Annotated in this window: 26 protein-coding genes, 2 tRNA genes and 1 other RNA gene; 14 read left to right on the top strand and 15 right to left on the bottom strand. The window is 68.4% G+C overall.

Translation table 11 applies throughout. The annotated features are described in order from the left end of the window. Window positions 1–23: 23 nt before the first annotated feature. From P5G46_RS02625 to P5G46_RS02635, 3 genes are all read right to left on the bottom strand, one after another. Window positions 24–896, bottom strand: a complete 873-nt coding sequence (locus P5G46_RS02625) for an alpha/beta hydrolase (RefSeq protein WP_408904918.1) — start codon at window positions 894–896, stop codon at window positions 24–26. Beyond that, window positions 893–1414, bottom strand: coding sequence for an NUDIX hydrolase (locus P5G46_RS02630; protein WP_239274444.1), 522 nt, complete (start codon window positions 1412–1414; stop codon window positions 893–895). The genes P5G46_RS02625 and P5G46_RS02630 overlap by 4 nt, the downstream gene beginning before the upstream one ends. A gap of 100 nt (window positions 1415–1514) precedes the next feature. Next, complete coding sequence (locus tag P5G46_RS02635; protein ID WP_239274442.1) at window positions 1515–2576, bottom strand: YihY/virulence factor BrkB family protein; 1062 nt, start codon at window positions 2574–2576, stop codon at window positions 1515–1517. Window positions 2577–3063: 487 nt separating this feature from the next. On the opposite strand from P5G46_RS02635, the gene P5G46_RS02640 reads away from it, so the two are divergent. Together P5G46_RS02640 and P5G46_RS02645 are read left to right on the top strand one after the other, a co-directional pair. Further along, the gene (locus P5G46_RS02640) at window positions 3064–3933 is read left to right on the top strand and encodes a chymotrypsin family serine protease (RefSeq protein ID WP_239274432.1); all 870 of its coding nucleotides are present in this window, start codon (window positions 3064–3066) and stop codon (window positions 3931–3933) included. 72 nt (window positions 3934–4005) lie between these two features. Further along, window positions 4006–4362: a S1 family peptidase gene (locus P5G46_RS02645; RefSeq protein WP_239274423.1), complete on the top strand. Its 357-nt coding sequence runs from the start codon at window positions 4006–4008 to the stop codon at window positions 4360–4362. Window positions 4363–4794: 432 nt separating this feature from the next. On the opposite strand, the gene P5G46_RS02650 is transcribed toward P5G46_RS02645, so the two are convergent. Continuing rightward, window positions 4795–5094, bottom strand: coding sequence for a hypothetical protein (locus P5G46_RS02650; RefSeq protein WP_239274421.1), 300 nt, complete (start codon window positions 5092–5094; stop codon window positions 4795–4797). Window positions 5095–5242: 148 nt separating this feature from the next. On the opposite strand from P5G46_RS02650, the gene P5G46_RS02655 reads away from it, so the two are divergent. Beyond that, a complete protein-coding gene (locus P5G46_RS02655; protein ID WP_239274419.1) occupies window positions 5243–5548 on the top strand; it encodes a hypothetical protein in 306 nt (101 codons plus the stop codon). A 140-nt stretch (window positions 5549–5688) separates the two neighbouring features. Here the strand turns inward: P5G46_RS02655 and P5G46_RS02660 are convergent. Beyond that, a tRNA-Lys gene (locus P5G46_RS02660) sits at window positions 5689–5764 on the bottom strand. A 101-nt stretch (window positions 5765–5865) separates the two neighbouring features. Here P5G46_RS02660 and P5G46_RS02665 point away from each other — a divergent pair. Next, window positions 5866–6690, top strand: coding sequence for an inositol monophosphatase family protein (locus tag P5G46_RS02665; protein ID WP_239274417.1), 825 nt, complete (start codon window positions 5866–5868; stop codon window positions 6688–6690). Further along, complete coding sequence (locus P5G46_RS02670; protein ID WP_408904919.1) at window positions 6687–7265, top strand: hypothetical protein; 579 nt, start codon at window positions 6687–6689, stop codon at window positions 7263–7265. The genes P5G46_RS02665 and P5G46_RS02670 overlap by 4 nt, the downstream gene beginning before the upstream one ends. Here the strand turns inward: P5G46_RS02670 and P5G46_RS02675 are convergent. Continuing rightward, on the bottom strand, window positions 7256–7513 hold the full coding sequence (locus P5G46_RS02675) for a hypothetical protein (RefSeq protein WP_239274413.1): 258 nt from the start codon (window positions 7511–7513) through the stop codon (window positions 7256–7258). The genes P5G46_RS02670 and P5G46_RS02675 overlap by 10 nt on opposite strands. Window positions 7514–7573: 60 nt before the next feature. Between P5G46_RS02675 and P5G46_RS02680 the strand changes: the two genes are divergently transcribed. Next, window positions 7574–8113: a YaeQ family protein gene (locus P5G46_RS02680; protein ID WP_239274411.1), complete on the top strand. Its 540-nt coding sequence runs from the start codon at window positions 7574–7576 to the stop codon at window positions 8111–8113. A 42-nt stretch (window positions 8114–8155) separates the two neighbouring features. Here P5G46_RS02680 and P5G46_RS02685 read toward each other — a convergent pair whose 3' ends face one another. The 3 genes from P5G46_RS02685 to ssrA all read right to left on the bottom strand — a co-directional run bounded on the left by P5G46_RS02685 (window position 8156) and on the right by ssrA (window position 9474). Then, on the bottom strand, window positions 8156–8497 hold the full coding sequence (locus P5G46_RS02685; RefSeq protein WP_239274402.1) for a hypothetical protein: 342 nt from the start codon (window positions 8495–8497) through the stop codon (window positions 8156–8158). 2 nt (window positions 8498–8499) lie between these two features. Then, on the bottom strand, window positions 8500–8958 hold the full coding sequence (locus P5G46_RS02690; RefSeq protein WP_239274400.1) for a prevent-host-death protein: 459 nt from the start codon (window positions 8956–8958) through the stop codon (window positions 8500–8502). Window positions 8959–9104: 146 nt separating this feature from the next. Then, window positions 9105–9474, bottom strand: a transfer-messenger RNA (tmRNA) gene (gene ssrA / locus P5G46_RS02695). A 132-nt stretch (window positions 9475–9606) separates the two neighbouring features. On the opposite strand from ssrA, the gene P5G46_RS02700 reads away from it, so the two are divergent. After that, window positions 9607–10254: an SIMPL domain-containing protein gene (locus P5G46_RS02700; RefSeq protein ID WP_408904920.1), complete on the top strand. Its 648-nt coding sequence runs from the start codon at window positions 9607–9609 to the stop codon at window positions 10252–10254. 3 nt (window positions 10255–10257) lie between these two features. Here the strand turns inward: P5G46_RS02700 and smpB are convergent, their stop codons facing one another. From smpB to prfB, 4 genes are all read right to left on the bottom strand, one after another. Continuing rightward, window positions 10258–10734, bottom strand: coding sequence for an SsrA-binding protein SmpB (gene smpB, locus P5G46_RS02705; RefSeq protein WP_408904921.1), 477 nt, complete (start codon window positions 10732–10734; stop codon window positions 10258–10260). 51 nt (window positions 10735–10785) lie between these two features. Continuing rightward, on the bottom strand, window positions 10786–11703 hold the full coding sequence (ftsX, locus tag P5G46_RS02710) for a permease-like cell division protein FtsX (protein WP_408904922.1): 918 nt from the start codon (window positions 11701–11703) through the stop codon (window positions 10786–10788). Then, on the bottom strand, window positions 11700–12761 hold the full coding sequence (gene ftsE, locus P5G46_RS02715; protein ID WP_408904923.1) for a cell division ATP-binding protein FtsE: 1062 nt from the start codon (window positions 12759–12761) through the stop codon (window positions 11700–11702). The genes ftsX and ftsE overlap by 4 nt, the downstream gene beginning before the upstream one ends. Window positions 12762–12864: 103 nt before the next feature. Continuing rightward, the gene (gene prfB, locus P5G46_RS02720) at window positions 12865–13977 is read right to left on the bottom strand and encodes a peptide chain release factor 2 (protein ID WP_239274325.1); all 1113 of its coding nucleotides are present in this window, start codon (window positions 13975–13977) and stop codon (window positions 12865–12867) included. Between prfB and P5G46_RS02725 the strand changes: the two genes are divergently transcribed. From P5G46_RS02725 to opgC, 6 genes are all read left to right on the top strand, one after another. Beyond that, a complete protein-coding gene (locus P5G46_RS02725; protein WP_408904924.1) occupies window positions 13976–15277 on the top strand; it encodes an MFS transporter in 1302 nt (433 codons plus the stop codon). The genes prfB and P5G46_RS02725 overlap by 2 nt on opposite strands. 82 nt (window positions 15278–15359) lie before the next feature. Then, window positions 15360–15995 carry a YoaK family protein gene (locus P5G46_RS02730; protein WP_239274281.1) on the top strand — a complete coding sequence of 212 codons (636 nt, stop codon included), beginning with the start codon at window positions 15360–15362 and terminating at the stop codon, window positions 15993–15995. 126 nt (window positions 15996–16121) lie between these two features. After that, on the top strand, window positions 16122–18128 hold the full coding sequence (locus tag P5G46_RS02735; protein ID WP_408904925.1) for a glycosyltransferase family 2 protein: 2007 nt from the start codon (window positions 16122–16124) through the stop codon (window positions 18126–18128). A gap of 1 nt (window position 18129) precedes the next feature. Next, a complete protein-coding gene (locus tag P5G46_RS02740; protein ID WP_375095499.1) occupies window positions 18130–18465 on the top strand; it encodes an STAS domain-containing protein in 336 nt (111 codons plus the stop codon). Continuing rightward, on the top strand, window positions 18458–18874 hold the full coding sequence (locus P5G46_RS02745) for an ATP-binding protein (RefSeq protein WP_408904926.1): 417 nt from the start codon (window positions 18458–18460) through the stop codon (window positions 18872–18874). The genes P5G46_RS02740 and P5G46_RS02745 overlap by 8 nt, the downstream gene beginning before the upstream one ends. Beyond that, on the top strand, window positions 18871–21345 hold the full coding sequence (opgC, locus tag P5G46_RS02750; protein WP_408904927.1) for an OpgC domain-containing protein: 2475 nt from the start codon (window positions 18871–18873) through the stop codon (window positions 21343–21345). Before P5G46_RS02745 ends, opgC begins: the two co-directional genes overlap by 4 nt. A gap of 46 nt (window positions 21346–21391) precedes the next feature. Here the strand turns inward: opgC and P5G46_RS02755 are convergent, their stop codons facing one another. Together P5G46_RS02755 and P5G46_RS02760 are read right to left on the bottom strand one after the other, a co-directional pair. Beyond that, window positions 21392–22549, bottom strand: a complete 1158-nt coding sequence (locus P5G46_RS02755; protein WP_408904928.1) for a SpoIIE family protein phosphatase — start codon at window positions 22547–22549, stop codon at window positions 21392–21394. Window positions 22550–22694: 145 nt separating this feature from the next. Next, entirely contained in the window at window positions 22695–23717 is a 1023-nt protein-coding gene (locus tag P5G46_RS02760) for an NADPH:quinone reductase (RefSeq protein ID WP_408904929.1), read from the bottom strand. A 118-nt stretch (window positions 23718–23835) separates the two neighbouring features. Here P5G46_RS02760 and P5G46_RS02765 point away from each other — a divergent pair. Further along, window positions 23836–23917, top strand: a tRNA-Leu gene (locus tag P5G46_RS02765). Window positions 23918–23933 lie beyond the last annotated feature (16 nt).

Here is a 23933-nt window from a genome sequence, read left to right on the forward strand (position 1 = left end):
CCGAGGGCGCTCAGATCGGGCTCCTATGGCAGGAGGCCCCGAGTCGCGGCGACGACGGCGCGTGCGCCGGGGTGCGACATCACGATCGAGTAGTGGTCGGTGTCGGGCACCCGGCGCGCGTCCGTCAGCTGCGGGAAAGCACTCCGCAGGCCGGCGAGGTCGGGATACAGCGGCGGAACCTCGCCCCGCAGTCCACGCGCCGCGGCGAGCAGCAGGCTGGGCCGTGGCATCCGATCGAGGGCCCGTGCGATGTCGGCGCCGGTGTTCTGGTCGAGCGAGTCGGCCTCGACCGTGGCGAACGTCGTCGCGGGACGCAGCTCCGGCTCCTCTCCCACGAGGTCGTAGTCGAAGTAGTCATCGAGGAGCGGGTCCTCCCGGCCGACGAACGCCGGGTGCTCCCGCCAGAACTCGCGGTACTGCCCTCGATCGCTGAAGCGCATCTCCAGCCGGGCGGCCGTCGGCCCGAGGACGTGCCGCACCGCATCGCGCGGCGGCATCCCCGGGGGAAGGTCGAGCGGCAGTCCTCCGTCCACGAGCACGACCCGCTCGACGCGGTCCGGGTGCCGATCGGCGAGCACCGCCGACACGAACGCCCCCATCGAGTGCCCGACGACCACCGCGCGCTCGACGCCCGTGGCATCCAGGACCGCGGCGAGGTCATCCGCGTGCGCGGCCATCCCGAGCGGGCCGTCGATGTCGGCGCTGCGCCCCCTGCCCCGCAGGTCCGGGGCGATCAGCCGCAGGTTCGGCGCCGCCTCCGCGACCCACGACCACGCGCGGTGCGATGCCGTGACCCCGTGCACGAGCAGCCACGGTGCGCCGTCGGCATCCGGATGCCACTCCCCCACGTGCAGCGTTCCGCCGGCAACCGCGACGGCGTGCGTCCGGTCCGTCACCGACCGCCCCGGACGGTGTCGTCGAGCGTCTCCCACAGCTGAGCGAATCGAGCGTTCCACGGCGTTGCGAAGAGCCCCGCCTGCCAGCGGCGGCGCACCTCGGCGAGGTCGACCCACTCGGCCTCGAGCACCTCGTCGGGATCGACCGTCACCTCGGGCTCGCCCTCGACGTGCGCGCACCACAGATCGAACAGCGCGCGCTCCTCGACGACGCGCCCCACGAGCACGAGGTCGTCCGGTAGGACCGAGATGCCCACCTCCTCGTCGAGCTCGCGGATCGCACCCCGACGGCTGGACTCCCCGCGCAGGGCGCTGCCCGCCGGGAACTCCCACGCGAGCGGGTACTCCTTCCCCTCCGCCCTTCGGCTCACGAGGACCCGACCCGTGGATGCCGCGACACACACGGATGCCACGATGTGGAACGACCCGGCTGGCACGGGGCCGTCACCCCGGCGATGCAGCGTTCCGGTGGGCGTGCCCTGGACGTCGGTGACGTCCCACATCTCGTCGTCGGCCATGTCGCCATCCTGTCGCTCGATCGGCGATGATGCGAGGGCCGACACCCCGGCAACCGCCACAACCACCTCGCACCTCGCCGCCGGAGTGGCTCACCCCGGCTCAGTTCGCCGAGTCGTGGTCCTTCCGAATACGGCGCCCCTCGGCGACATCCTCTGCCTCCTTGGCATCCGCCTTCTTCAGGTTGCGGTCGTCGCGGGGCGGCAGCTGGATGTCGGTCTCGGCGGCGATACCGGCCTCGAGCTGACGCGCGCGCTCCATCTCCGCGTCGAACTCAGCGCCGAAGAGGAGCGCGAGGTTCGCGATCCACAGCCACAGCAGGAAGATCACGATGCCCGCGAGGGAACCGTAGGTGCGGTCGTAGTTCGAGAAGTTCCCGACGTAGAGACCGAAGGCGAGGGTGGCGAGGGCGAGCACGACGATCGCGATGAGGGCGCCCACGCTGATCCAGCGGAACTTCGGCTGCTTCGCATTCGGAGTCGCGTAGTACAGGATCGCCACCATCAGCACGACGATGAGGGCGAGGACCGGCCACTTGAGGATCGACCACAGCGTCTGCGCCACATCTCCGACACCGAGCGCGTCGCCCACCGCCGCGGTGACCGGACCCGACACCACGAGAATGGTCGCCGCGATGAAGAGGAGAACGATGCCGATCACGGTGACGAGAAGCTGAACCGGCTTGAGCTTCCAGAACGGTCGTCCTTCGTCGATCTCGTAAATGCGGTTCATTGCGCGGCTGAACGCGCCCACGTACCCGGATGCCGACCACACGGCGAGCACGACTCCGGTGATCAGCGCCACGCCCGCGCCGGGCGATGAGGCGATCTGCTCGATCGGCCCGCGGATGGTGCTCGCGGTCTCGCCGGGTGCCGCCTGCTCGATGATCCCGAGGATGGCGTCGGCGGCCGCCTGGCCCTGCCCGAAGACCCCGAGCAGCGAGAACAGCGCGATCAGCGCAGGGAAGATCGACAGGACCGCGAAATACGTCAACGCCGCGGCGATGTCGATACACCCATCGGACCGGAATTCATGCAGCGTCTTGCGCAGGACATACTTCCACGAGCGCTTGTCGAGGTCATCGGGGGAATCCGGCTTGCCGGGGTGCTCGGATGCGGGAGCGTCGCGTTTGGAGGTGGCGCGACGCGTGGTGTCGGAACTCATCGCCCCAGTGGAGAGGTGCGGCGGCGATGTCAGAACGCCCTTGCCAAGTGCGGCGTCGCTGTGCTGCGAGCATCACAACGGAAGCAGAACGCCCCCCACCGGAAATCCAGTGGGGGGCGTTTCGTCGGTGCACCCTCTGGGACTCGAACCCAGAACCCACTGATTAGGAGAGCTTGGGCCTGGGTCCCCGTCGCTCCCCGACCTCCCCGGAAAGCCCCGAAACACGCGGATCGCGGGACAACGACCGGGGATGTCCGGGACCGTCCGGGACGAGCGGCGGCGCTGTTTTCGCGCTGATCCGGCCTCCCGACCCGCTCGCCCGCCTGCGCCCATCTGCCACGAGAGAACACCCGGACCCTCCCAGCCCCAGGGAGTCCGGGCGTTCTCGGCTTAAGGCTCAGGTGTAGCGCCGTCTAGCTCAGCTCGTCGCGGACAAGCTCCGTCGCGTGGCCGAGCATCGCGAGGACATCAGCCTCATTGTGCTGGCATGCGCCGCCCTGAGATGATGACCCAAGCGGAGCAATTGTTCATACGAGCAACTACCGAGGGCGGAAGTCTGATGCGGATCAGCACGACAGTCTTGATGTTCGGTGCAGCGATGTCTACATCCATCCTGTTCGCGTCGTCGGCTCAGGCCGCGGTTGCGCCGGATGAAACGGCGAGCGGCGACGAGGCGCCGTGGGTCCAAGAGTTTGACGAAGAAAGCCTGGCCCTTCTCGATGAGGAGGAGGCGGCAGCTGTATGGCAGCTAGAGGCTGGACCAATCATAAAGGCTCTTCGCGAACAGTTCCCTGATGACTTCGCGGTGGCATGGATTCGCGACAAGTACGTCGAAGTAGCGTTCGCAGCCGCAACACCCCCTGACGCCACAGCAATCATTGACGGCAGTACGGTTCCGATCAAGGCGATTGAGGGTTTCGGCGCCTCAGAGGTGCAGATGGCCACCATCAGCAGAGAGATCCACAACACTGCGTTGACCTACGTTGGGGAAGGCGTAGCGGTCACCTCGGGGCCAATTCCCGATCGCAAGGTCTACCAAGTCGAGTTTGCATCTGAGAACGATGACTCAGTGGCGCGCGAAGCTCTAGACCGGCATGTCGGACAGTTGAAGGCTTCGTTGGATGACGCCTTCAGCACCGACACACTGGGCGGCTTCACTATCGAAACGTACATTGCCGATACAGGCGCGATCGGTGACGCGAGTTGGGGGCAGGCTGGAGGAACCGCACTAAATGCACTCGACTCCGGCCTGAGCTGCACGTCCGGGTTTGTCGTTAGCGCGAGGGTGGGTCCTGACATCGGAGTGGTGACTGCGGGCCACTGCTCAAAAAACTTGCGCCAAATCTCGCCGAACTAAAACTTCGACTTCAACTTCCGTGCTCAGCATATCGAGACATACGGCGATATGCAGTGGATGCGAAGCCCCATCATGATGGATGCCTGGTTCCATTACGATCATGGCCTCGGCCGCGCGCAGAAGGCCCGCAGTGACGTAAGCATCAACTCGACCGTCTACGTCTACGGCCGAAATGGCGGACGACAATCAGCGAGGGTGATCGGCCTCAACCAATCACATACAAGTAGTGAGAAGACTTCCTATGGCCTCGTAAGGATAAACGGGTCGACGGTCCAGCCGGGGGACAGTGGTGGACCGGTTTACCTAGGAAACACCGCGTACGGGATCTTCAAGGGTTACGGAGCCTTCGACGACTTCTACACCCCGATCAATCCAGTTCTCAACCAGCTTCAGGTTGACCTGTGCATCGACCCGCCCGGATGTCAGTGATGAGAAAGCTCCTCACCGCTGCATTGTTGGTGGTACTCGCCACTCTGCTCACATCGTGCTCACTCGCGAGCGACCCTACGCCTTCCGAGACGCCTGACGAAAGCCGGGCAAGTGAGGGTGCGATCGCCACTTACGAGGTTCCGCCGAATTGGGGCAGCGACGCTGGGGAAGCTCGCGGGGTTCTCGTGGAGATAGATGGATGTGTGCGCCTGGACAACTCAAGGGTCCCAATTTTCCCTTCCGATCAGGTTACTTGGGACGGGGAGACTCTCACGTTCGGCGAGGATCAGTATCGAGTGGGCGACACCATCACGTTCGCCGGCAACGAGATTGGCGATCCGAGCGAGCTAGAAGCAGAGATTCCAGCGGGCTGCTCCGCGGGACCTTTCTGGATCGTCGGACCGCGACGCAATTAGGACACCCATACGCCGATCACCGGGCTTGCAGCAGAGCTGCGGCAAGAGTCCCTTCTTCGGGCACGACTGGAGCCAACTGAGCGCACCCTGCGCCGCACTTGTGGCAGATGCCGAGAGAACCAGGCGTCAGGACGGAGCCGCCCGGAACATCGTCGGCGTACAGCCACGACGAGCCGTCCGCCAGGACGACGACCTCTCTCGCGAGGATCGGGATGCCGCCGAGGATGCCGAGGGCGGTCGGGTACTCCGGGAGACCGACGGCTGCACCTTTCGGGATGCGGTTTGTCTCTCGGCTGAGGGTTTCGTAGATGAACATCGCTTCGAATATCCACACTGTTGTTGGGTCGTTTACATGAGGCACGGTCGTGTTCGTTGCGCTCTCCTTCTTGAGAACGATTCTCGCTCGCTGGCCACTCTGCCGCTCGATAGCGCGGCTCAGCATGGACAAAGAAGGAGACATCACAATGCCCCGCACGCCACTCCCGGCAGACGCCACGCGAGAGCAGAAGCTCGCCGCCCTGCCCAAGCTCGCAGGAGCCTCTGGCAATCCTGCCTATGAGCGCGTCCTGGGACGCCTCGCCGAAACCGCCGTCGCCAAGCTCGGCGAGGTCGAGGATGCGCTGGAAGACCTGGCCGACGAGTTCGCCATCCGCTTCCAGGCCGACGACGAGCGCGCTGCCGCTCGCGACCGCATCAGCAGATGTTTACGGCCACCTGCTCGAAGCCAAGCCGAACGTGGACGTTTTGGACGACATCATGGCGGCGGTTGAGGCGGAGGCCGGTTCGCTCAGGCCGCTCCGCGCGGTCGGCTGAAACGGGACGCGCTGTTTTCGCGATGTTGCCCGATCCGAGCCGGAAACGGCGGAAGGCCCGGTCACTGATTTTGCTCAGTGTTTCCGGGCCTTCCTTGTGGTGCACCCCCTGGGACTCGAACCCAGAACCCACTGATTAAGAGTCAGTTGCTCTGCCGATTGAGCTAGAGGTGCGTTCCTTCGGCTCAGAATCGCGTTCCGAACCGAGGGATTACGTTACCAGGCGTGACGAGAGCACGCCAAATCGGGGTGGGGGTGCCGTCTATTCTGGAGCGGTGGCTTCCCTCGATGCGATCCCCTCGTCCGCGGTGTCGGTGAGCGACGACCTCGAGCTGGCGTTGCGCCTGGCCGACGCGGCCGATGCGGTCGCCATGGCGCGGTTCGACGCCGTCGACCTGCAGATCGACACCAAGCCCGATCGCACCCACGTCACCGAGGCCGATCTGGCCACCGAGCGGGCGATCCGCGCCATCCTGGATGCCGAGCGACCGGGTGACGCCGTCCTCGGCGAGGAGTACGGCACGACGGGCGACACCGCGCGCCGATGGGTCATCGACCCGATCGACGGCACCCACAACTACATGCGCGGCATCCCCGTGTGGGCGACGCTCATCGCGCTCACCGTGGACGGGGTCCCGACCGTGGGTGTCGTGAGCCAGCCGGCGATCGGACGACGCTGGTGGGCCGCCACCGGCCACGGCGCCTGGACGAACGGTCGCGACGGCGAAGCGCGACGCATCCACGTCTCGGGCGTGGACGACATCGCGCACGCGAGCATCAGCTTCCAGAGCATCGAACAGTGGGACGACGTCGACCTCGTGCCGACGCTCGAACGCCTCGCCCGCGCGGTGTGGCGCGATCGCGCCTACGGCGACGCCCTCCCCTACATGTGGCTCGCGGAAGGTCGTCTCGAGCTCGTCGCCGAATTCGGTGTGAAGGAGTACGACATCGCCGCGATCGCGCCGATCGTGCGCGAGGCCGGCGGCCGGTTCAGCGCGTTCGACGGTTCCGACCGGCTCGACGCGGGCTCCTCGCTCGCGTCGAACGGCGTGCTGCACGATGCGTTCCACGCCTTCCTGCACGAGGGAGACGCCCCGTGATTCGGCGGTCGCTCTCCGCCGCGGGTACCGCGATACTCGCCGCGGTTCTCTTGACGGCGTGTACCACGCCCACGGCACCCGACGCCGCACCGTCGGCTCCCCCGGCCGTCACCCCGACGGCGCCGCCCGAGGCGACACCGACCGAGACACCCGGCGCCGACGCCGGCGAGCCGACGTGCGAGACGATCATCCCGAGCACCACCGCCGCCGACTTCCGCAGCCTCGGGTGGACGGTGCAGACCGAAGCCTTCCGCGTCGGGGCGACCGAGCTGTCGGGCGGCATCCAGTGCAAGTGGGGTGACAGCTCCGTGACCTCCGACCGCATCCAGATGTTCGGGTGGGCACCGATCGAAGCGGATGCCGTGCAGGACGCGGTGGACGAGCTCGTCGCGTCCGGCTGGAAGCGCGAAGACGGCTCCGACGGCCTGATCTACGTCACCGAGAACCCGGATTGGGCGATCGGGAAGGATGCCGACGGTTACGGCATCACCTATCTTTTCGGCGACGACTGGGTGAAGATCGCCGACACCAAACAGAGTCTCGTGCTGGTGGAGTGGCCGCCGGCTCAGCGGTAGGGATTGACCGCGTCCGGGGCGCCGGAGGCGGCGTGCCCCTGATCCCACGCGTCGCCGCGAGCCTCCCGCTCCCGCCACAACGCGTCGGCTTGCAGCACCCGCTGTGCGAAGGCGACCCAGTCGCTCCATCCGCCCGTCACGGTGCCGCCCGCTGCGCGCGACCCCGTCGCCGTCCACGTGGGGGCCTCGGCATCCGGGTCGAGCTGGAACGGACCGACGTCGATGCGCAGGCGGCGGGGATCGGGCATGCTCCGACGCTAAGCGGCGCCGTGAGGTGCGGGCAACCCGGTGACGTAGGCTCGGTCGTCGTGGCTATCGGCGCAACCATTCACACCTTCACGGTGCAGCTCTCCGACGTCGATCGCGGCGTCTACGACGAACTCGCGGTGCGGGTGGCGCGGCATCCCTCCGAGACCGCGCCCTACATGCTCACGCGCGTACTCGCGTACTGCCTCGAATACGAGGAGGGCATCGCCTTCAGCGAGGGCGTCTCCGCCACGGACGAACCGGCCGTCCTGGTGCGCGACCTGACGGGCTCACTGACCGCGTGGATCGAGGTGGGAGCCCCGGATGCCGCCCGCCTGCACACCGGCAGCATGAAGGCCGAGCGGGTCGCCGTGTACACGCACCGCGACCCAGAGAAGGTGGCCGCGCCCTGGGCCGGGAAGCGTATTCACCGGGCCGACGAGGTGCTTCTGCACTCCTTCGACCCCGGGTTCGTGGAGACGATGGCGGACGCGATCGAACGCCGCAACACCGCCACCCTCACGCGCACCGAAGGACGCGTCTACCTCGAGCTCAACGGCGCCTCGGGCGAGAGCGACGTCCACACCCGCACCGCGGCGTGAACGACATCACGTCTCTCGGCAAGCGCGGACAAAGGGGGCGGTCTACTTCGTGTCGTTGGGGTGGTGCGTATGCACCTGTTCGATGAACACGGTGCGCCCGTCCACCCAGAACCAGATCCTCGCGTCCCCCTTCAACGTTGGCTTGTGCTGCCACCGTTCATAGCGCGCACCGTCGCGTTGGACTGAGCCCAGTTCGCCCCGGAGCGGATAGTTCGTGGGTGTTCGTTCCGTCGGCGTCCGAGTCAGAAAGTCCCAGGCGTCCGCCATCGGATTTCGGATGGTCGCCACGAGATCACGCCACCCCTTCTTCGCGCCGGTCGACGCGAAAAGGATCGAGTACTCGTTCTTCTTCGTCGGCCGGGAGACCTGCTCGCCCTTCGCCACGGTCAGGGTCGCTCGACGGACTCGATCTCGTCCAGCCAATCGACCGGCTCCGAGCTCAGACCGGCGGCGAGTGCTGTCGCCGTCTCCCGCCAGGACGTCAGCTCCGCCACGGCCAGGTGAGCCTGTCCGGTGGAGAACGATGCACGGGCGGCATCTACGACGTTCTTCGCGCACTCTGCCTGGTCTGCCGGCGACAGCGCGAGCATCCACGGGAAGAGCTTCGTCATGCCGACCTCCAGCGACTCGTCGTCGTCCAGCGACAGGGTGATGAGCTGAGCAGCCAACTGAAGCAGCTGCGCACGAGCGTCCGCCTCACGTTGGGACATCAGCACCAGAGGCTCCCCGTCGCGTCGAGTCACCTGAACCGGGTGATCGTCGGCTTCCGCGAAAACCTCCGCGGCGTGCTTGCTGAGGTCTGAAGACCGGCGGACTGTCATGCCGAAGTCGCTGATCGTGCTCATGCGGCCAGTCTAGTTCGGAACGTATTCGGAAGTCGAGATTCCCTGCCGCGTCGAGCCACGTGCGAAGTCGGTGCCTCGACGAAAAACAACAATGGCCCGAGATCTGCAGAGTATGCGGGTCTCGGGCCATTTCGTACGACGATGGTTCGTGGAGCTGGGGGGAATCGAACCCCCGTCCAACGCTGGGTCTCCGCGTTTTCTCCGGGCGCAGTCTGTGCAGACGTTCTGCTCGGCCCCGACCTTTGTCACAGACACCTAAGTCGACAGGCCCAGTCCGGGAAAAGTCCCGCATGACGTCCGGACGCCGTCACACAGCAAGACCCCTAAATGACGCCAGGATCCGTGGCGGGGTCACACACGGCCTGACGGACTATCGGGCTCGCTTAGGCAGCGAGGGCGAAGTCAGTGCGCTTAGCATCGGCACTTATTGTTTTGCAGGGAGCGTTTACGAGATAACCCCACATCCTCGGCCCGCTTCTCGCGGGTTCGCAGGCGCTGTCGAAACCGATCAGCCCCGGGAACTCCGTGAAGGAGCGACCATCGTCACACTGTTGAATTGCCAGTCCCGGGCACCGAAGCACCCGAGCATCACAGTCTACAACGCCGCCCTCCCCTCCGCATTCCCGCCCTCTCGCCTAGGCTCGCCGCATGAGCGAGGTCATCATCACGGTGCGGGGCGAGAGCGAGACGCGCGTACGGGCCGAGGAAGCGGCGGTGCGCGTCACCGTGTCCACCGACGGCCCGACGCGCGGTCCGGTGGTCGAACGAGCCCAGGAGCGGGCGGCATCCGTCCAGGACGGTCTGGTGGCGCACCTGCGGTCCGGCGAGGTGTCGGAATGGTCGAGTGCACGAGTGTCCGTGTGGTCGGACCGCCCCTGGAACAACGACGGAGCGCAGCTGCCGTTGGTGCACCACGCGAGCGTGGAGCTGTCGGCGACTTTCACCGACGCTGGGGCGCTGTCTTGGTGGCTGGGTGATGTCGCCGAATCCGACGACGTGCAGGTGACCGCGGTCGAATGGCGTCTCGCGCACGAGACCCGCGTTCGGGTCGAGCGGAAGGTCGCGGCCTCCGCCGTACAGGTCGCCGTGGAGCGCGCGGCCGCGTACGCGGAAGCCCTGGGCTTGGCATCCATCACCGCCGTCGAGATCGCGGACGCCGGACTGCTCGATCGGCATCCGGATGCCGCGATGCCCCGGATGATGGCCGCGCGAGCCGAGGCGGGCCCGTCGTTCAGTCTCCAGGCGCCCGAGATCGTCGTCAGCGCAACCGTCGAAGGGCGCTTCCGGGCCGAGTGAGCGTCACTCCCCCAGGCGGTTGCGCGTGCGCATGGCGCGCTCCGCCTCACGCTTGTCTTCGCGCTCACGAATTGTCTGACGCTTCTCGAACTCGCGCTTGCCTTTGGCCACCGCGATCTCGACCTTCGCCCGGCCGTCGAGGAAGTACAGGCGCAGCGGCACGAGGGTGTACCCGCCCGCGGCGACGGCGTGCGAGAGCTTGATGATCTCTTCCTTGTGCAGCAGCAGCTTGCGGGTGCGCTTGGCCGAGTGGTTGGTCCAGTGCCCCTGCGAATACTCGGGGATGTGGATGGCGTCCAGGTAGGCCTGACCGCCATCGATGTAGGCGTAACCGTCCGTGAGGTTCGCACGGCCCTGCCGCAGCGACTTGACCTCGGTGCCGGTCAGCACGAGCCCGGCTTCATACGTCTTCTCGATGGCGTAGTCGTGGCGCGCCTTCTTGTTCGACGCGATGAGCTTCTCACCCTGCTCACGAGGCATGGTGCCACCTCCTCATGATTCCGGGCACACAGAGCCCCTCAGTCTACAGACTCAGGCGCGCAGCCAGCGTCGGATCGCGAAGCTCGCGCTGAGAGCCGCCAGCAGTACACCTATCACGATGATCACGGGCACCACGATCGCGACGTCGGCGAAGCCGACCCACGAAGTGATGAAGCCGATGCGATCACGGAGGTACTGGTTCACGCCGACCCCGACGATCGCCCACACCGCCACGCTCGCGAGCGCCGAACCGATCAGCGCCGCGAGGACACCCTCGAGGACGAACGGCGTCTGGATGAACCGGTTCGACGCCCCCACCAGCCGCATGATGCCCAGCTCTCGGCGTCTCGCGAACGCCGACAGACGGATCGTCGTCGCGATCAACAGAACCGCGGCGACGAGCATGAGCCCGGCGATCCCGACGGCGACGTAGGTCGCGACCGTCAGGGTCTGGAACAGCGGCTCCAGATACTGCATCTGGTCGGTGACCTCTTCGACGCCGGCCTGGTTGCTGAACGCCTCCGAGATGACATCCGACTGGCCCTGGTCGACGAGGTTAATGCTGAAGGTGGCGTTGAACTGGTCGGCGGTGACAACGCCGGCGATGTCCTCGGGGAGTTGCGCCTTGGCATCCTCGAAGACCTCATCGCTCGTCGAGAACGTGTAGTTGCGGATCAGCGGCGCGAGGGCGGGACCGTCGAGGGTTGCGGTGACCTGATCGATCTGCTCCTGGGTCGCCGCTTGACCGGCCGTGCACGACGGCGCATCCGACACGGTCGCGCACATGAACACTGCGACCTGGGCACGGTCGGCCCAGTACGACTGCATCTTGCCGATCTGCATCTGCATGAGCATCGCGGCACCCACGAAAGTGAGCGACACGAACGTCACGAGAATGACCGAGATGACCATCGACGCGTTACGACGAAGCCCGGTGAAGGCCTCGGAGAGGATGAGCCCGAGTCTCATGTCGTGGGCCCCACTTCGTTGTCGCGGTCGTTCTTGTCGGCGAGACCGAGTCGATCGGCGAGGCCGAGCGCATCGACGTCCGGTGTGGTCACGGGCACCGATCGCGTGTTCGTGCGGGGTTCACGCGGCGGCGGCGTCGCGTCGGCCGACGCCGAGGCCTCCGCCGCCGAGGCCTCAGCCGCCGGGCCGGTCGTGGCATCCGGGCGTGCCGCCTCGGCTCGTGCCGCGTCGTTCCGGGCGGCCGCGGAGAGATCGAGGGGCTCGACGGCCCCGGTGACGTGCGCGACCTCGCGCTGAACCTCGAGGACCGCGGTGAGAGCGGCCACCGCGGCGGCGCCCCGCTCGACCTCGGGGGCGAGTCGGGGAATGCCCGACGTGTCGCCGTACCCACCGCGTCGTTCGTCGCGGACCATCTCGCCGTTGCGCAACTCGATCACGCGACGCTGCATCTGATCGACGAAGCCGGCCTCGTGGGTCGCCATCACGACGGTGGTGCCTCCGGCGTTGATGCGCGCCAACAGCTGCATGATGTCGACGGACGTGCCGGGGTCGAGGTTTCCCGTGGGTTCGTCGGCGAGGAGAACCTGCGGACGGTTCACCAGGGCGCGCGCGATCGCGACACGCTGCTGCTCACCACCGGAGAGTTCGTGCGGAAGACGCTTCTCTTTGCCGTCGAGACCCACCAGCGCCAGCACCTCGGGCACCGCCTGCTGGATGAAGCCGCGCGAAGCACCCGTGACCTGGAGCGTGAAGGCGACGTTCTGGTGCACGGTCTTGTTCGGGAGCAGACGGAAGTCCTGGAACACCGACCCGATGTGACGGCGGAAGTACGGCACCTTCCGGTTGGAGAGGGTGCGCAGGTCACGCCCGAGAACGACGACCCTCCCCTCGCTCGGGGTCTCTGCGCGCAGGATGAGCTGCAGGCACGACGACTTCCCCGAGCCCGAGGCTCCGACGAGGAAGACGAACTCTCCGCGCTGCACCTCGAAGTCGACGGCGTTCAACGCCGGTCTCGTGGTGCCGCGATACCGCTTGGTGACGTTCTCGAACCGGATCATGGCTCGACGAGCCTAAGCGCGCGACCGTTCCAGCCCGAGAGGACGCGCCGGATCGTGGAACCGGGAGAGTCCTATGGATGCCACGGCTCACGGCATCCCTCGGTCAGTCGTCGTCGTCCTTGCGCTTTCGCCACCGGATGCCGGCCGCGATCAGACCGTCGAGGTCGCCGTCGAAGACGACCGCGGGGTTTCCGACCTCATATCCGGTGCGAAGGTCTTTCACCAGCTGCTGGCCGTAGAGGAAGTACGACCGCATCTGGTCGCCCCAGCTCGCGGTGATCGTCCCCGCGAGCTCCTTCTTCTTGGCTGCCTCTTCTTCGCGCTTGAGCAGCAACAGGCGCGTCTGCAGAACCCGCATGGCCGCCGCACGGTTCTGGATCTGCGACTTCTCGTTCTGCATCGAAACGACCAGGCCCGTGGGGATGTGCGTGATGCGCACGGCGGAGTCGGTCGTGTTGACCGACTGTCCGCCGGGACCCGACGAGCGGAAGACGTCGACGCGGATGTCGTTCTCGGGTACCTCGACCTCGACGGCCTCTTCCATCACGGGAATGACCTCTACGGCGGCGAAGCTCGTCTGCCGCTTGTCGGCGCCGCCGAAGGGGCTGATGCGCGCGAGGCGGTGGGTGCCCGCCTCGACCGACAGCGTGCCGTACGCGTAGGGGACGTCGACCTCGAACGTCGCGGACTTGATGCCTGCGCCCTCGGCGTACGACGTGTCCATGACCTTCACCGGGTACTTGTGACGCTCGGCCCACCGCAGGTACATGCGCAGGAGCATCTCGGCAAAGTCGGTGGCGTCGTCGCCGCCCGCGCCGGAGCGGATCGTCACGACCGCCGACCGGGCGTCGTACTCGCCGTCGAGCAACGTCTGCACCTCGAGCTGGTTGATGACCTCGCGGAGCGACGCGAGCTCCTTGCGCGCTTCGTCGGCGGACTCCTCGTCCTCCATCTCGTTGGCGAGCTCGACGAGCACTTCGAGGTCGTCGAGGCGCTGCTCGATCTCGGTGATGCGCTTGAGCTCGGCCTGACGGTGGCTGAGGCGGCTGGTGACCTTCTGGGCGTTGTCGACGTCGTCCCAGAGGTCGGGCGCCCCCGCCTCTTCGCTCAGGCGTTCGATATCGGCGGTGAGTGCGTCGACGTCGACCACGGCCTGAATATCGGCGAAGGTCGAGCGCAGCGCCTGGATGTCGGCGGCAAGGTCCAGTTCGAGCATGACACTCCAGCCTATCGTGGAGACGGTGACGACCGACTCCCCCCGGAACGTACTGGTGCGCTTCGCGCCGATGATCTACGGCCCGACCCTGCTCTTCGCCCTCGGCGAGGGTGCGGTCATCCCCCTCATCCCGGTGATCGCGAGTCGGCTGGGCGCGGACGTCGCCCTCGCGGCCCTGATCGCCGCAGCTCTCGTCGTGGGTCAGCTGTGCGGAAACATCCCCGCCGGCTGGGCGGTCGCGCGATTCGGCGAGCGCTTGACGATGGGCGTCGCGGGCATCGTCATCCTCGGCGGCCTGCTCGGCGTCGTCTTTGCTGGTTCGCTCGCCGTGTTCGCTGCGGCGGTGTTCCTCATCGGGTTCTGCACGGCATCCTTCGCTCTGGCGCGACACTCGTTCATGACGACCCGGGTGCCGCTGGCCTTCCGCGCCCGCGCGCTGTCGCTGCTGGGCGGGACGTTCCGCCTCGGGATGTTCGTGGGCCCGTTCGTGTCGGCGGCCCTGCTGGGCATCTTCGGCGACGAGTCCGCCTCCATCGCGTTCTTCGCGATCTGCCAGGTCGCGACGATCCTCCTCGTCCTCCTGGGGCCGGATCCCGAGCGCGCGATCGCCGCCCCCGCCACCGCATCGACGACCGGCGACGGAGGGGATGCCGAAGACACCGGGGAACCCGTCACCGGCGCGATTCCGCTCGTCGAGCGCGTAGGCGTGTTCCGAACGATGTGGCGCTTCCGCGGCGTGCTCTCGCGCCTCGGTCTCGCCGCCGCTTCGCTGTCGGCGGTCCGATCGGCTCGACAGGTCGTCCTGCCACTGTGGGGAGTGTCGCTGGGTCTGGATGCCTCCGCGATCGCGGTGGTCGTGGGGGTGTCCGGGGCCATCGACTTCGCTCTGTTCTACGCGAGCGGCCAGGTCATGGACCGTTTCGGTCGACTGTGGGCGGCTCTGCCGGCGATGGTGCTGATGGGCGCGGGATTCCTCGCGCTCTCGGTCACCCATGACGTCGGTGACGCCGCGATGTGGTACGCCATGTTCGCCGCCGTGCTGGGCGTCGGCAACGGTCTGTCCAGCGGCATCCTGCTCACCCTCGGAGCCGATCTGGCTCCGCCCGCCGACCCGGCGGCATTCCTCGGGTCGTGGCGGACCCTGACCGACGGCGGCGGCGCCATCGCTCCTCTCATCCTGTCCGCACTGACGGCGGCCGCGTCACTGTCGATCGCGGTCGCCGCGATGGGATTCCTCGCCGCGGCCGGCGCGATCGGCTTCGTCCGCTGGGTGCCGCGCTACGTGCCGCGGGTGCGCTGAAGGAGGGCCCCGCCCGCTCGACTTGCCGACGCCACCGTTCCCGCCCCACGATGAACGCGACGCGTCACGCGAAGGGACTGGGATGAAGGACGTCGATCGTGGGTCGCTGACCGTCTCCGTGACGCTCGCGGGCATAGCGGGGTTCGTCGACGCCATCGGCTTCCTCGACACGGGGGGCCTGTTCGTGTCGTTCATGAGCGGCAACTCGACGCAGGCCGCGGTCGAGGTGCTCGGGCCGGGTGCGGCCGTGGCCCTGGCCTCCGCGGGGATCATCGCCGCATTCGTCGCGGGTGTCGCCCTCGGCGGCGTCGCGAACACGCGGATGGCGCGACCCCGGCCCTGGATCGTCGGCGCGGCGGCTCTGACCGTCGGGGCCGCCGCCGGCCTGGCTCTCGCCGGAGAGGCGACGCTCTGGCGCGTCGGCCTGCTCGCGGCTGCGATGGGCGCCCTGAACACGCTCTTCCTCGCCGATGGGCGCGCGCGCGTTGCGATCACGTACTCGACGGGCACCCTCGTGAGCCTCGGGTTGGCGCTCGCGGCGCTGGTCACCGGGGGATCCCGAACCGCGTGGCAGCGCCCGCTGGTGCTGTGGGGATCGCTCGTCGGGGGCGCCGTGGTCGGCGCCGTGGCTCACCAGGCGGGAAGTCCGCTCGCGTTGACGATCGCGGCCGCCGCCCTCGCCGTGTGCGTCGTGCCGCTCGCACGCTCCGGTCGCTGACCCCACACGACGGCCGGCGCAGGCGGATCGGCGGATCGTTTACCAGAAGCCGCCAGCTCGACGCTACCTGCGTGATTCCTCTCTTGCGGTCATGGCACCGTGGTGAATCACCCCCGGAGCAAGAGCATGATCGTCGAAACAACCGTCCCCCGTGACGATTCCCGTCACGAGGCCCGTCGGCGCGAGGCGCAGCGCGTCCGCCGTCACGCGCTGATCCGCGTCATCGTGGTGTTGTCCATCGCGAGCGGGGTCAATTACCTCGCCTGGCGCTGGCTGGCGTCGGTGAACTGGGAGCACTGGTGGATCGCTGTGCCCCTGGTGCTGGCCGAGACGTACAGCCTCATCGATTGCATCCTCTTCGGTCTGGGCGCATGGCGGCTGCGGGAGCGGCACGACGCTCCCCCGATCACGCGCGAGATGACGGTCGATGTGCTCGTGACGACCTATAACGAGCCACTGGATCTCGTCATGGGGACCGCTCGCGCGGCGCTCGCCATCCGCTACCCGCACCGCACGTGGATCCTCGACGACGGCGACCGTGCCGAATTGCGCGCGCTCGCCGAGGCGGAGGGGATCGGGGTCATCACCCGCTCGGAGGCGTGGCGCGATCGACCGCGCCACGCCAAAGCGGGCAATCTGAACAACGCCCTGATGGTGACCGAGGGCGAATTCCTCCTGATCCTCGACGCGGACCAGATCCCCTCCCCCGACATCCTTGACCGCACACTGGGCTGGTTCGACGCGGACGAGCGTGTCGCGCTCGTGCAGACTCCGCAGTGGTTCGTCAACGTGCCCCCCTCGGATCCGCTGGGTAGTCAGGCGCCCCTCTTCTACGGCCCGATCCAGCAGTCCAAGGACGGATGGAACGCGGCGTTCTTCTGCGGCTCGAACGCGATTCTCCGCCGCGAAGCGCTCATGCAGCTCGGGGTCTCCCGCTACGTCGGCGATGTCGAACGTGCGGTCGACCGTGGTGTCCGGGCATCTCGGCGGGTGTTGGCCCGGGCACGACGTGCACACGCGCGAGAACCCCGCGTCGTCGCCGCCCTGGATGAGGTCGCCGCAGCCCTCGACGCCCTCAAGTCCGGTCTCGCCACCGGCGAACCCCTGGCCGACCTCACTTACCGGTTCCAGCGCCGGATCGACGACGTGCGCGAGCGCCTCAGCGGGGAGGACATCTCCGCTCTGCGCGCCGAGCTCGCGGCCCTCGCCGAGCTGACCGGTGACCCCGAGACACTGGCATCCGTCGACGACGTCGCCCTGGAAGCGCTGACCGAGAAGAGCCTGTCTCCCCTGGCGGCGGTCGAATCCGTCAGCCTGCTCGTGAACGCGTTCGACGTGGGCCGTGACGAAGAGGCGCAGGCGATCATGCCGCTGGCCACGATCTCGGTCACCGAGGACATGGCGACGTCGATGCGCCTGCACGGGCTGGGGTGGCGGTCGGTCTACCACGATCAAGTGCTCGCCCGGGGGCTGGCCCCCGACGACCTGCCCACGATGCTCACGCAGCGCCTGCGGTGGGCGCAGGGCACGATGCAGGTGATGTTCCGCGAGAACCCCCTGGTGCAGAAAGGCCTCAGCTGGGGTCAGCGCTTGATGTATTTCGGCACGATGTGGAGCTACCTCTCGGGCTTCGCCGCGATCGTGTACGTCGCCGCTCCCGTCCTTTACCTCACGTTCGGCGTCATGCCGGTGCAGGCGTGGAGCGTGGACTTCTTCGCGCGTTTCCTCCCGTTCTTCGTGCTGAACCAGGTGCTGTTCATCGTCGTGGCGAACGGCCGCCCGACGTGGCGGGGGGCGCAGTACTCGCTCGCGCTCTTCCCCACCTGGATCCGCGCGGTCACCAGCGCGGTGGGCAACGTCTACGGGGGGCGCTCGCTCGCGTTCTCGGTGACCCCCAAGACGCGGTCCACCGAGAACCGGCCGCGATGGGACCTCGTTCGACCGCAACTGATCGTGATGGCCGCTCTCGTGCTGTCGCTCGTCGTCGTCGCCATCCGTTACGCCGTGGGCCAGGCGGAGGGCGTGGCGCCGCTGGTCAACATCGTGTGGGTGCTGTACGACCTCGCCGTGTTCAGCGTCATCATCCGCGCCGTGCGGTACTCGGCATCCGACCACGAACCGAAGGGTTACTGACATGCTCCAGGTCGACATCGACGCTCGCGACAGCGCGACCGTCATCACGCCGCGCGGACGATTGACCATGGTGTCGGCGCGCGACTTCCGCGAGACGGTCACCGATGTCATCCAGAAGGGCGGCGGTTCGGTCGTCGTGATCGACCTGTCGCAGACCGACTTCGTCGACTCGTCCGGGGTCGGCGCGCTCGTCTCTTGCCTCAGCAGCGCGCGCCAGGCCGGTGGCGACCTCCGGCTCGCCTCCCCGTCGGACCAGGTCTCGATGGTCCTCGGGCTGACGAACCTCGACCGTGTCCTGCGGCCCCGCCCGAGCGTCGAGGAGGCTCTCCGTGACTGAGACCGACATCGAGCGCCGCCTGAGCGCCCCCGTCGTGGCCGCGAGCCTCGACGCCATCCACGACCTGCTCGAGGAGTGGTGGTCGAAGGTGGGTGAGGTCCCGCCGCGCGTGCGGTTCGGTTTCGACACCGCCGTCATCGAGATCGCCGGCAACATCGTCGAGCACTCCGGAGCCGCGCGGCCGGACGGAGAGTTCACGCTCGAGCTCTCGGCCACCCCGGTCCGGCTACGGGCCACGTTCGGCGACGACGGGCGGCCCACGTCGTTCGATCCGGATGCCGTGCGCATGGCATCCATCGACGAGGAGACCGGCCGCGGGTTGGCGTTGGCCATCGCGGGTGTGGACCAGGTCGCCTACCGCCGTGACGGTGCCCGCAACGTCTGGGAGTTGGAGAGCGAGCGACCGTGAGGCGAGCCTCTCGCCGGCTGGTCACGCGGGTCATCGCGACGGCCCTCACCGCGGTCGCGGTGTTCGCGGCCGCGGGCAACGGAGTGGCCGCGGCCGCCGTCGACGGTTCGCCCGCTGCGCCCGCCGCGGATGCGTCACCCAGCGCGGCCGCAGGGGGCCTGTGGTTCGCCCCCGAGCTGGACTGGGGCGCCGATGCCCCGGAAGGGTACGCTCGGCGACTCGGTGAGACGCCGCCGGCCTACGGCATCCGTTTGGCCTATCCCCTGGATGCCGCCGCGGAGCGGGGCTGGCAGCGCGCGGCCACCGCGGCCGCAGCCCAGGGGGCAGCGCTGATCCTGACGTTCGAGCCGACGAAGGATCTCGACGAGCTCACGGCGGCGGACGCCCGGGCTCTCGCGGACACCCTCGACCGCATGCACGCCGCGTACGGCACCGAGCAGCGCGTGCGGTTCGCCCCGGAGATGAACGGATCCTGGGTGCGGTGGGGGCAGCAGCCCACGGCGTACGTGCGCGCGTTCGAAACCGTCGCCGACGCCGTGCACGCCGGATCCTCGGGGGCCGAGACCGTCTGGGTGCCGTCCTACGGGGCGGGATACCCGTTCGACCGCGCCGACGGGCGCCTGGACGACCTGTCGGTGCGCGACGAGCGGACCCTCGACACCGACGCCGACGGCCTGCTCACCGAGGCCGACGACCCCTACGGTCCGTACTTTCCGCGTGCGGATGCCGTGGATCGCGTCGGGCTTACCCTCTACTACTTCGGCAAGGGGGAGGCGGCGGCGGCCGCGGGCCGGGACGTTCCCCTTGAGCGCAACGACGCCCCCGAGAGCGGCGAGGTCGCGCAGCGTCTGGCAGAGCGCTGGGGGTACACCGTGGCCCAGCCGCAGAGTTTCACCGAGCGTTTCGCCCGGCCGGACCGCCCGATGGCGATCGACACCGGAGCCCTGTTCGACCCCGCGCGCGCGGGTGACGACGAGCTCTCGGTGAAGAGGGGATGGTGGCAGCAGGTGCTGAACGAGCTGCCCGCGCATCCGCACATCGACACCGTCTCCTGGCTGGAGGTCGAACGCGTCGAGGCCGAGGCCGGCGGTGCCGAGGCGGACTGGCGCGCGACGGCGGACCCTCGGGTCGCGCAGGCGCTCCGGGCAGACCTCGTCGCGACGGGGCGCTTCGCGTGGGCGCCGGTGACTCCCCCGGTGACGGCGGACGAAGGCCTTTCGAGCCATTCTCCCCTCACGGAACCGGCCGGGTCGGAGCGACCGACGGTCGCCGCGTGGACGATGGCCGGGGCAGCCATCGCCCTCGTGCTGGCACTCGCGGTGTCGCGGCTGCTCCCCCGGTGGCGATACCGGCACGAGGCGCACGAACGAGATCTGCGGCTCGACGTCGTGCGCGGTGTCGCCATCGCGGGCGGCGTCCTCGCGGTCCTCGCGAGCGCGGGGCCCCTCGCTGTCGCGTCGCAGGCCGTCCTCTCCGTCACCGGCGCCGAGCTGTTCGTCGCGATCAGCGGCATCGTCATGGGGCTGGGTTACCGGCGCCGCCTCGATGCTCTCGGCGTCGGCGATTGGCTCGCACGCGGGTGGCGACGCGCCGGGCGGCTGTACGCCGTGACGCTGTCGGTGATCGTGGCCGTCTTCGCCGTGGGCTTCCTCCCCTTCCTCGACACCACCACCGTCACGACGCTGACCGACCCGTCGACGGGTCGCGTGTACGACCTGTACCCGAACGCCGAGCGCCTTTTGGACTACCCACCGCCGTGGTACGCGGTGCGCGATCTCCTCCTCCTACGGATGAGCCCGTGGCCGATCGTGATCCTGGGTCTGTTCATCGCCCTGGCGCTCCTCGCACCCCTGTTCCTCGCCCTGCTGCGTCGTCGACTGTGGTGGGTCGTCGTGGCCGTGAGCATCGCCGCCTACGCCATGTCGATCGCGCTACCGGATGCCATCCTCCTGCCGACCGCGTTCGATGCGGTCTATCCCCTCCTCGCCTGGCAGCTGCCCTTCGTCCTCGGCCTCGTCGTGGGATACCACCGCGCGGTGATCTCCCGGCTCCTGCGTCGGCCCGGAGGCATGACGGTGGCGACGGTGATCGTTCTGGCGTGGGCCGCGGCAGCCATCACTGGCGTGACTGCCCCGGTTCTCGGCGTGATCACGCCGTCCGCACCCGGTGGTCTCGACCTCGTGCGGCTCGGCGATTCGGCCGTCCTGCTCGCGGTCGCCCTCGCCGTCCTGACCGCGGTCTGGGTGCCCGTAGACCGGGTGTGGCGCGCCGTGTGGGTGCCGCTGGGTCAAGCGAGCCTGGCCGTGTTCTGCGCGCAGCTGCTTCTGCTGATCCTGATCGCGAGCGTCCCCGCGCTCGACGTCGACGATCCGCTCGTCGCCACCCTCGTCGCAACCGGCGGGCTGCTCGCACTCTGGCTGCTCGCCATCGCTCTCCGGCGCCGGGCGGCATCCCGAGTCACCCCGCGCTGACCCGCGGGATCGGCCTCGGCGAGACGATGGGCCGCTGACGGAGGTGTCAGTGGATCGACACGACCACCGCGGTGACGTCGTCGTCAACGGGCTGCGTCGACACTCGCACGGAGAGATCCCGGAAGAAGTCATCCGGATCCGCGGACCGCCGCAGATCTTCACCGATGAGGCGCAGGCTGTCGAGCGTGGAGTCGTACGCGTCGAGCGCTCCGTCGGACACGCTCACGATGAGATCGCCCCGCGCGACCTCGACCTGGCCCGCCTCCCACGCCAGCTCGCGGGGGCGCAGCCCGAGCGGGAGGTTGTGCGACCGGAGCCGCTCGCTGGTCCCGTCGGCACGCAGCAGCAGCGTCAATCCGTGGCCGGCGTCGACGAAGTCCACTATCCCGGTCGTCGTGTCGATGACGGTATGGAACAGCGTCGCGAACGTGTCGCGGTAGCGGCCCGTCGCACGCGCCTCGTCTTCGACCGAGCGCACGGCATCGAGCGGAGCGCTGTCACGGCGCGACTGCAGGGCCGCTAAAAGTTCGTCCGCCAGACGGCCCGCCTCCTCGCCCTTCCCCATGACGTCGGCGAGGGTCACGACGACACGACCGCCGAACTGCTGCCATCCGCTGCGGTCCCCGCTGATCAACCCGTGCGGAATCGCGAGCGCCGCGAGGCGCAGCTCGTCGCCGACCAGACTGTCGCCTCGGGGCGCGGCCGACGCCGCTCCGCCCGCCTCGGCCCCGGGCTGGGCCTGTCGCGCTTCCGCCTGGGCCCACTGCCCCAGCCTGTACAACGCCTCCCGCTCGGCGGCATCCAGATGGCGCGAGTCGCCATCGAGCAGACACAGGGTCGCCACGGCATCCCCCCGATCGTTACGCAGCGGGATGCCGGCGTAGAAGCGCATGCCGTAGTGCGTCACGGCACCCCGACTCGCGTAGCGCTCGATCGCGCGCGCGTCTTCGATCTCGAGAATGTCGTCCTGCTGGACGGTATCCCCGCAGAAGACCTCCGCCACCGACGAGAACCCGAAGCGCGCGCCGTCGGGCTGGCCCTTGGTGTAGATGTCGTCCGCGCCCACGACGTTGACGAGGGCCAGGTCGACGTCGAACAGCTCCTGCGCCACGCGGGTGATGCGGTCGAAGCGTTCGTCGGGGGGCGAATCCCACAGCCCGCTGTCCTCCACCGCGGGAACACCGGAAGAAGGCGTCGTGGTCATGAGCGTGGGTCCTCCCGTCGTCCGCGCCGCGGGCCCGAGTCGCCCTCGAACCCGGCGTGACCTCGAGCGTAACCAGCACTCTCGTCGGTTCAGCCCGTTCCCGGCGAGATCGTCGCGATACGCGCAAGCCCTGCGTCGCGCGTCCTCAGGACGCGTCGATGCGCACCAGCACCTTGCCGATCGCCCCTGCCTCGACAGCGTCGTGGGCAGCGGCCGTATCCGCCAGGGGGAACCACGTCAGCGGCAGTCCCGCCTCTTCCCCGACAGGGAGCGCACCATCGGCCACAGCCGCCGACACGTCCTCGGCCGCGGCCCCGAGGGCATCGTCACCGACGGTGTACAGCAGCAGCCCCTGCCAGCGGACGTTCTTGGCGAAGCTCTCGCGCACCGCGGCGGTGAAGCGATCACCGCCGTTGTCGGCGTAATAGGCGATCGACGCGTGGTTGGCGGCGACCTCGACGTCGAGCCCGGCGTTCTGCGCGATGGCGACCTCCACGATGTGCTCTACGCCGTTCGGAGCGATCTCGCGGATGCCGTCGGCCAACGCGGCATCGGGATACCGCAGCACGTGGTGGGCGCCCGCCGCGCGCGCCAGGGTCTCTTTCTCGTCGCTGCTCACCGTCGCGATGACCGTGGCGCCGGCCCAGACGGCCAGCTGGATCGCGGCGTGGCCCACGGCACCCGCGCCGCCCTGCACGAGCACGGTCCGCCCGTCCAGCGCTCCGGGGGAAAGACGCGAAGGCCCGAACTCGTGCACCGTCAAGGCGCGGTGAGCGGTCATCGCGGGAACGCCGAGGCTCGCGCCGAGCTCGAACGACGCGTCGTCGGCCAGCCGGACGGCCCGTGCGGCGGGGATCACCGCGTACTCGGCCGCGGTGCCGGTCGGGCGCTCGTGGGCGGCGAGGAAGATCCACACGCGATCGCCCACCGTCAGTCCGTCTACGCCGTCGCCCACGGCATCCACCGTTCCCGCTCCGTCCTGGTTGGGGGTCACCTCATCGGCGACGAGCGGTCGGCCCACCGAGGCCCGCGCCTTCCAGTCTGTGGGGTTCACGCCCGAGACCGCCAGACGAACGCGCACCTCACCGGCGACGGGTTCGGGGACGTCGCGGTTGACGAGGGACAGGACGGAAGAGTCACCGGGGGTGGAGTAGACGATCGCCTTCATGTCGGTTCCAAGCCAGCACGCCGCATACGCATTCCCGCGACACGCCCACCGGTCCGGCGTGAGTTGGGAGCCGGTTCACATGGAGCCGCCGCGACGCGGCCCTAGAATGAGGGCACTCGCGGGAGTGGTGAAACCGGCAGACACGCAGGATTTAGGTTCCTGTGCCTTCGGGCGTGGGGGTTCAAGTCCCCCCTTCCGCACGGATATCTCTCCACG

It is taken from the genome of Microbacterium mcarthurae, from assembly GCF_046064585.1.
GTDB classification, from domain to species: Bacteria; Actinomycetota; Actinomycetes; order Actinomycetales; family Microbacteriaceae; genus Microbacterium; species Microbacterium mcarthurae.

What these genes read in the sequence shown, in the direction of transcription:
- ftsX (WP_408904922.1), bottom strand. Translation starts at nt 11,703, where the DNA reads ATGAGACTCGGGCTCATCCTCTCCGAGGCCTTCACCGGGCTTCGTCGT.
- P5G46_RS02635 (WP_239274442.1), bottom strand. Translation starts at nt 2,576, where the DNA reads ATGAGTTCCGACACCACGCGTCGCGCCACCTCCAAACGCGACGCTCCC.
- P5G46_RS02755 (WP_408904928.1), bottom strand. Translation starts at nt 22,549, where the DNA reads ATGACCACGACGCCTTCTTCCGGTGTTCCCGCGGTGGAGGACAGCGGG.
- smpB (WP_408904921.1), bottom strand. Translation starts at nt 10,734, where the DNA reads ATGCCTCGTGAGCAGGGTGAGAAGCTCATCGCGTCGAACAAGAAGGCG.
- P5G46_RS02740 (WP_375095499.1), top strand. Translation starts at nt 18,130, where the DNA reads ATGCTCCAGGTCGACATCGACGCTCGCGACAGCGCGACCGTCATCACG.
- P5G46_RS02700 (WP_408904920.1), top strand. Translation starts at nt 9,607, where the DNA reads ATGAGCGAGGTCATCATCACGGTGCGGGGCGAGAGCGAGACGCGCGTA.
- P5G46_RS02730 (WP_239274281.1), top strand. Translation starts at nt 15,360, where the DNA reads ATGAAGGACGTCGATCGTGGGTCGCTGACCGTCTCCGTGACGCTCGCG.
- ftsE (WP_408904923.1), bottom strand. Translation starts at nt 12,761, where the DNA reads ATGATCCGGTTCGAGAACGTCACCAAGCGGTATCGCGGCACCACGAGA.
- P5G46_RS02735 (WP_408904925.1), top strand. Translation starts at nt 16,122, where the DNA reads ATGATCGTCGAAACAACCGTCCCCCGTGACGATTCCCGTCACGAGGCC.
- P5G46_RS02725 (WP_408904924.1), top strand. Translation starts at nt 13,976, where the DNA reads ATGACACTCCAGCCTATCGTGGAGACGGTGACGACCGACTCCCCCCGG.
- P5G46_RS02640 (WP_239274432.1), top strand. Translation starts at nt 3,064, where the DNA reads ATGCGCCGCCCTGAGATGATGACCCAAGCGGAGCAATTGTTCATACGA.
- P5G46_RS02760 (WP_408904929.1), bottom strand. Translation starts at nt 23,717, where the DNA reads ATGAAGGCGATCGTCTACTCCACCCCCGGTGACTCTTCCGTCCTGTCC.
- P5G46_RS02630 (WP_239274444.1), bottom strand. Translation starts at nt 1,414, where the DNA reads ATGGCCGACGACGAGATGTGGGACGTCACCGACGTCCAGGGCACGCCC.
- P5G46_RS02655 (WP_239274419.1), top strand. Translation starts at nt 5,243, where the DNA reads ATGCCCCGCACGCCACTCCCGGCAGACGCCACGCGAGAGCAGAAGCTC.
- P5G46_RS02645 (WP_239274423.1), top strand. Translation starts at nt 4,006, where the DNA reads ATGATGGATGCCTGGTTCCATTACGATCATGGCCTCGGCCGCGCGCAG.
- P5G46_RS02690 (WP_239274400.1), bottom strand. Translation starts at nt 8,958, where the DNA reads ATGAGCACGATCAGCGACTTCGGCATGACAGTCCGCCGGTCTTCAGAC.
- prfB (WP_239274325.1), bottom strand. Translation starts at nt 13,977, where the DNA reads ATGCTCGAACTGGACCTTGCCGCCGACATCCAGGCGCTGCGCTCGACC.
- P5G46_RS02675 (WP_239274413.1), bottom strand. Translation starts at nt 7,513, where the DNA reads ATGCCCGATCCCCGCCGCCTGCGCATCGACGTCGGTCCGTTCCAGCTC.
- P5G46_RS02650 (WP_239274421.1), bottom strand. Translation starts at nt 5,094, where the DNA reads ATGTTCATCTACGAAACCCTCAGCCGAGAGACAAACCGCATCCCGAAA.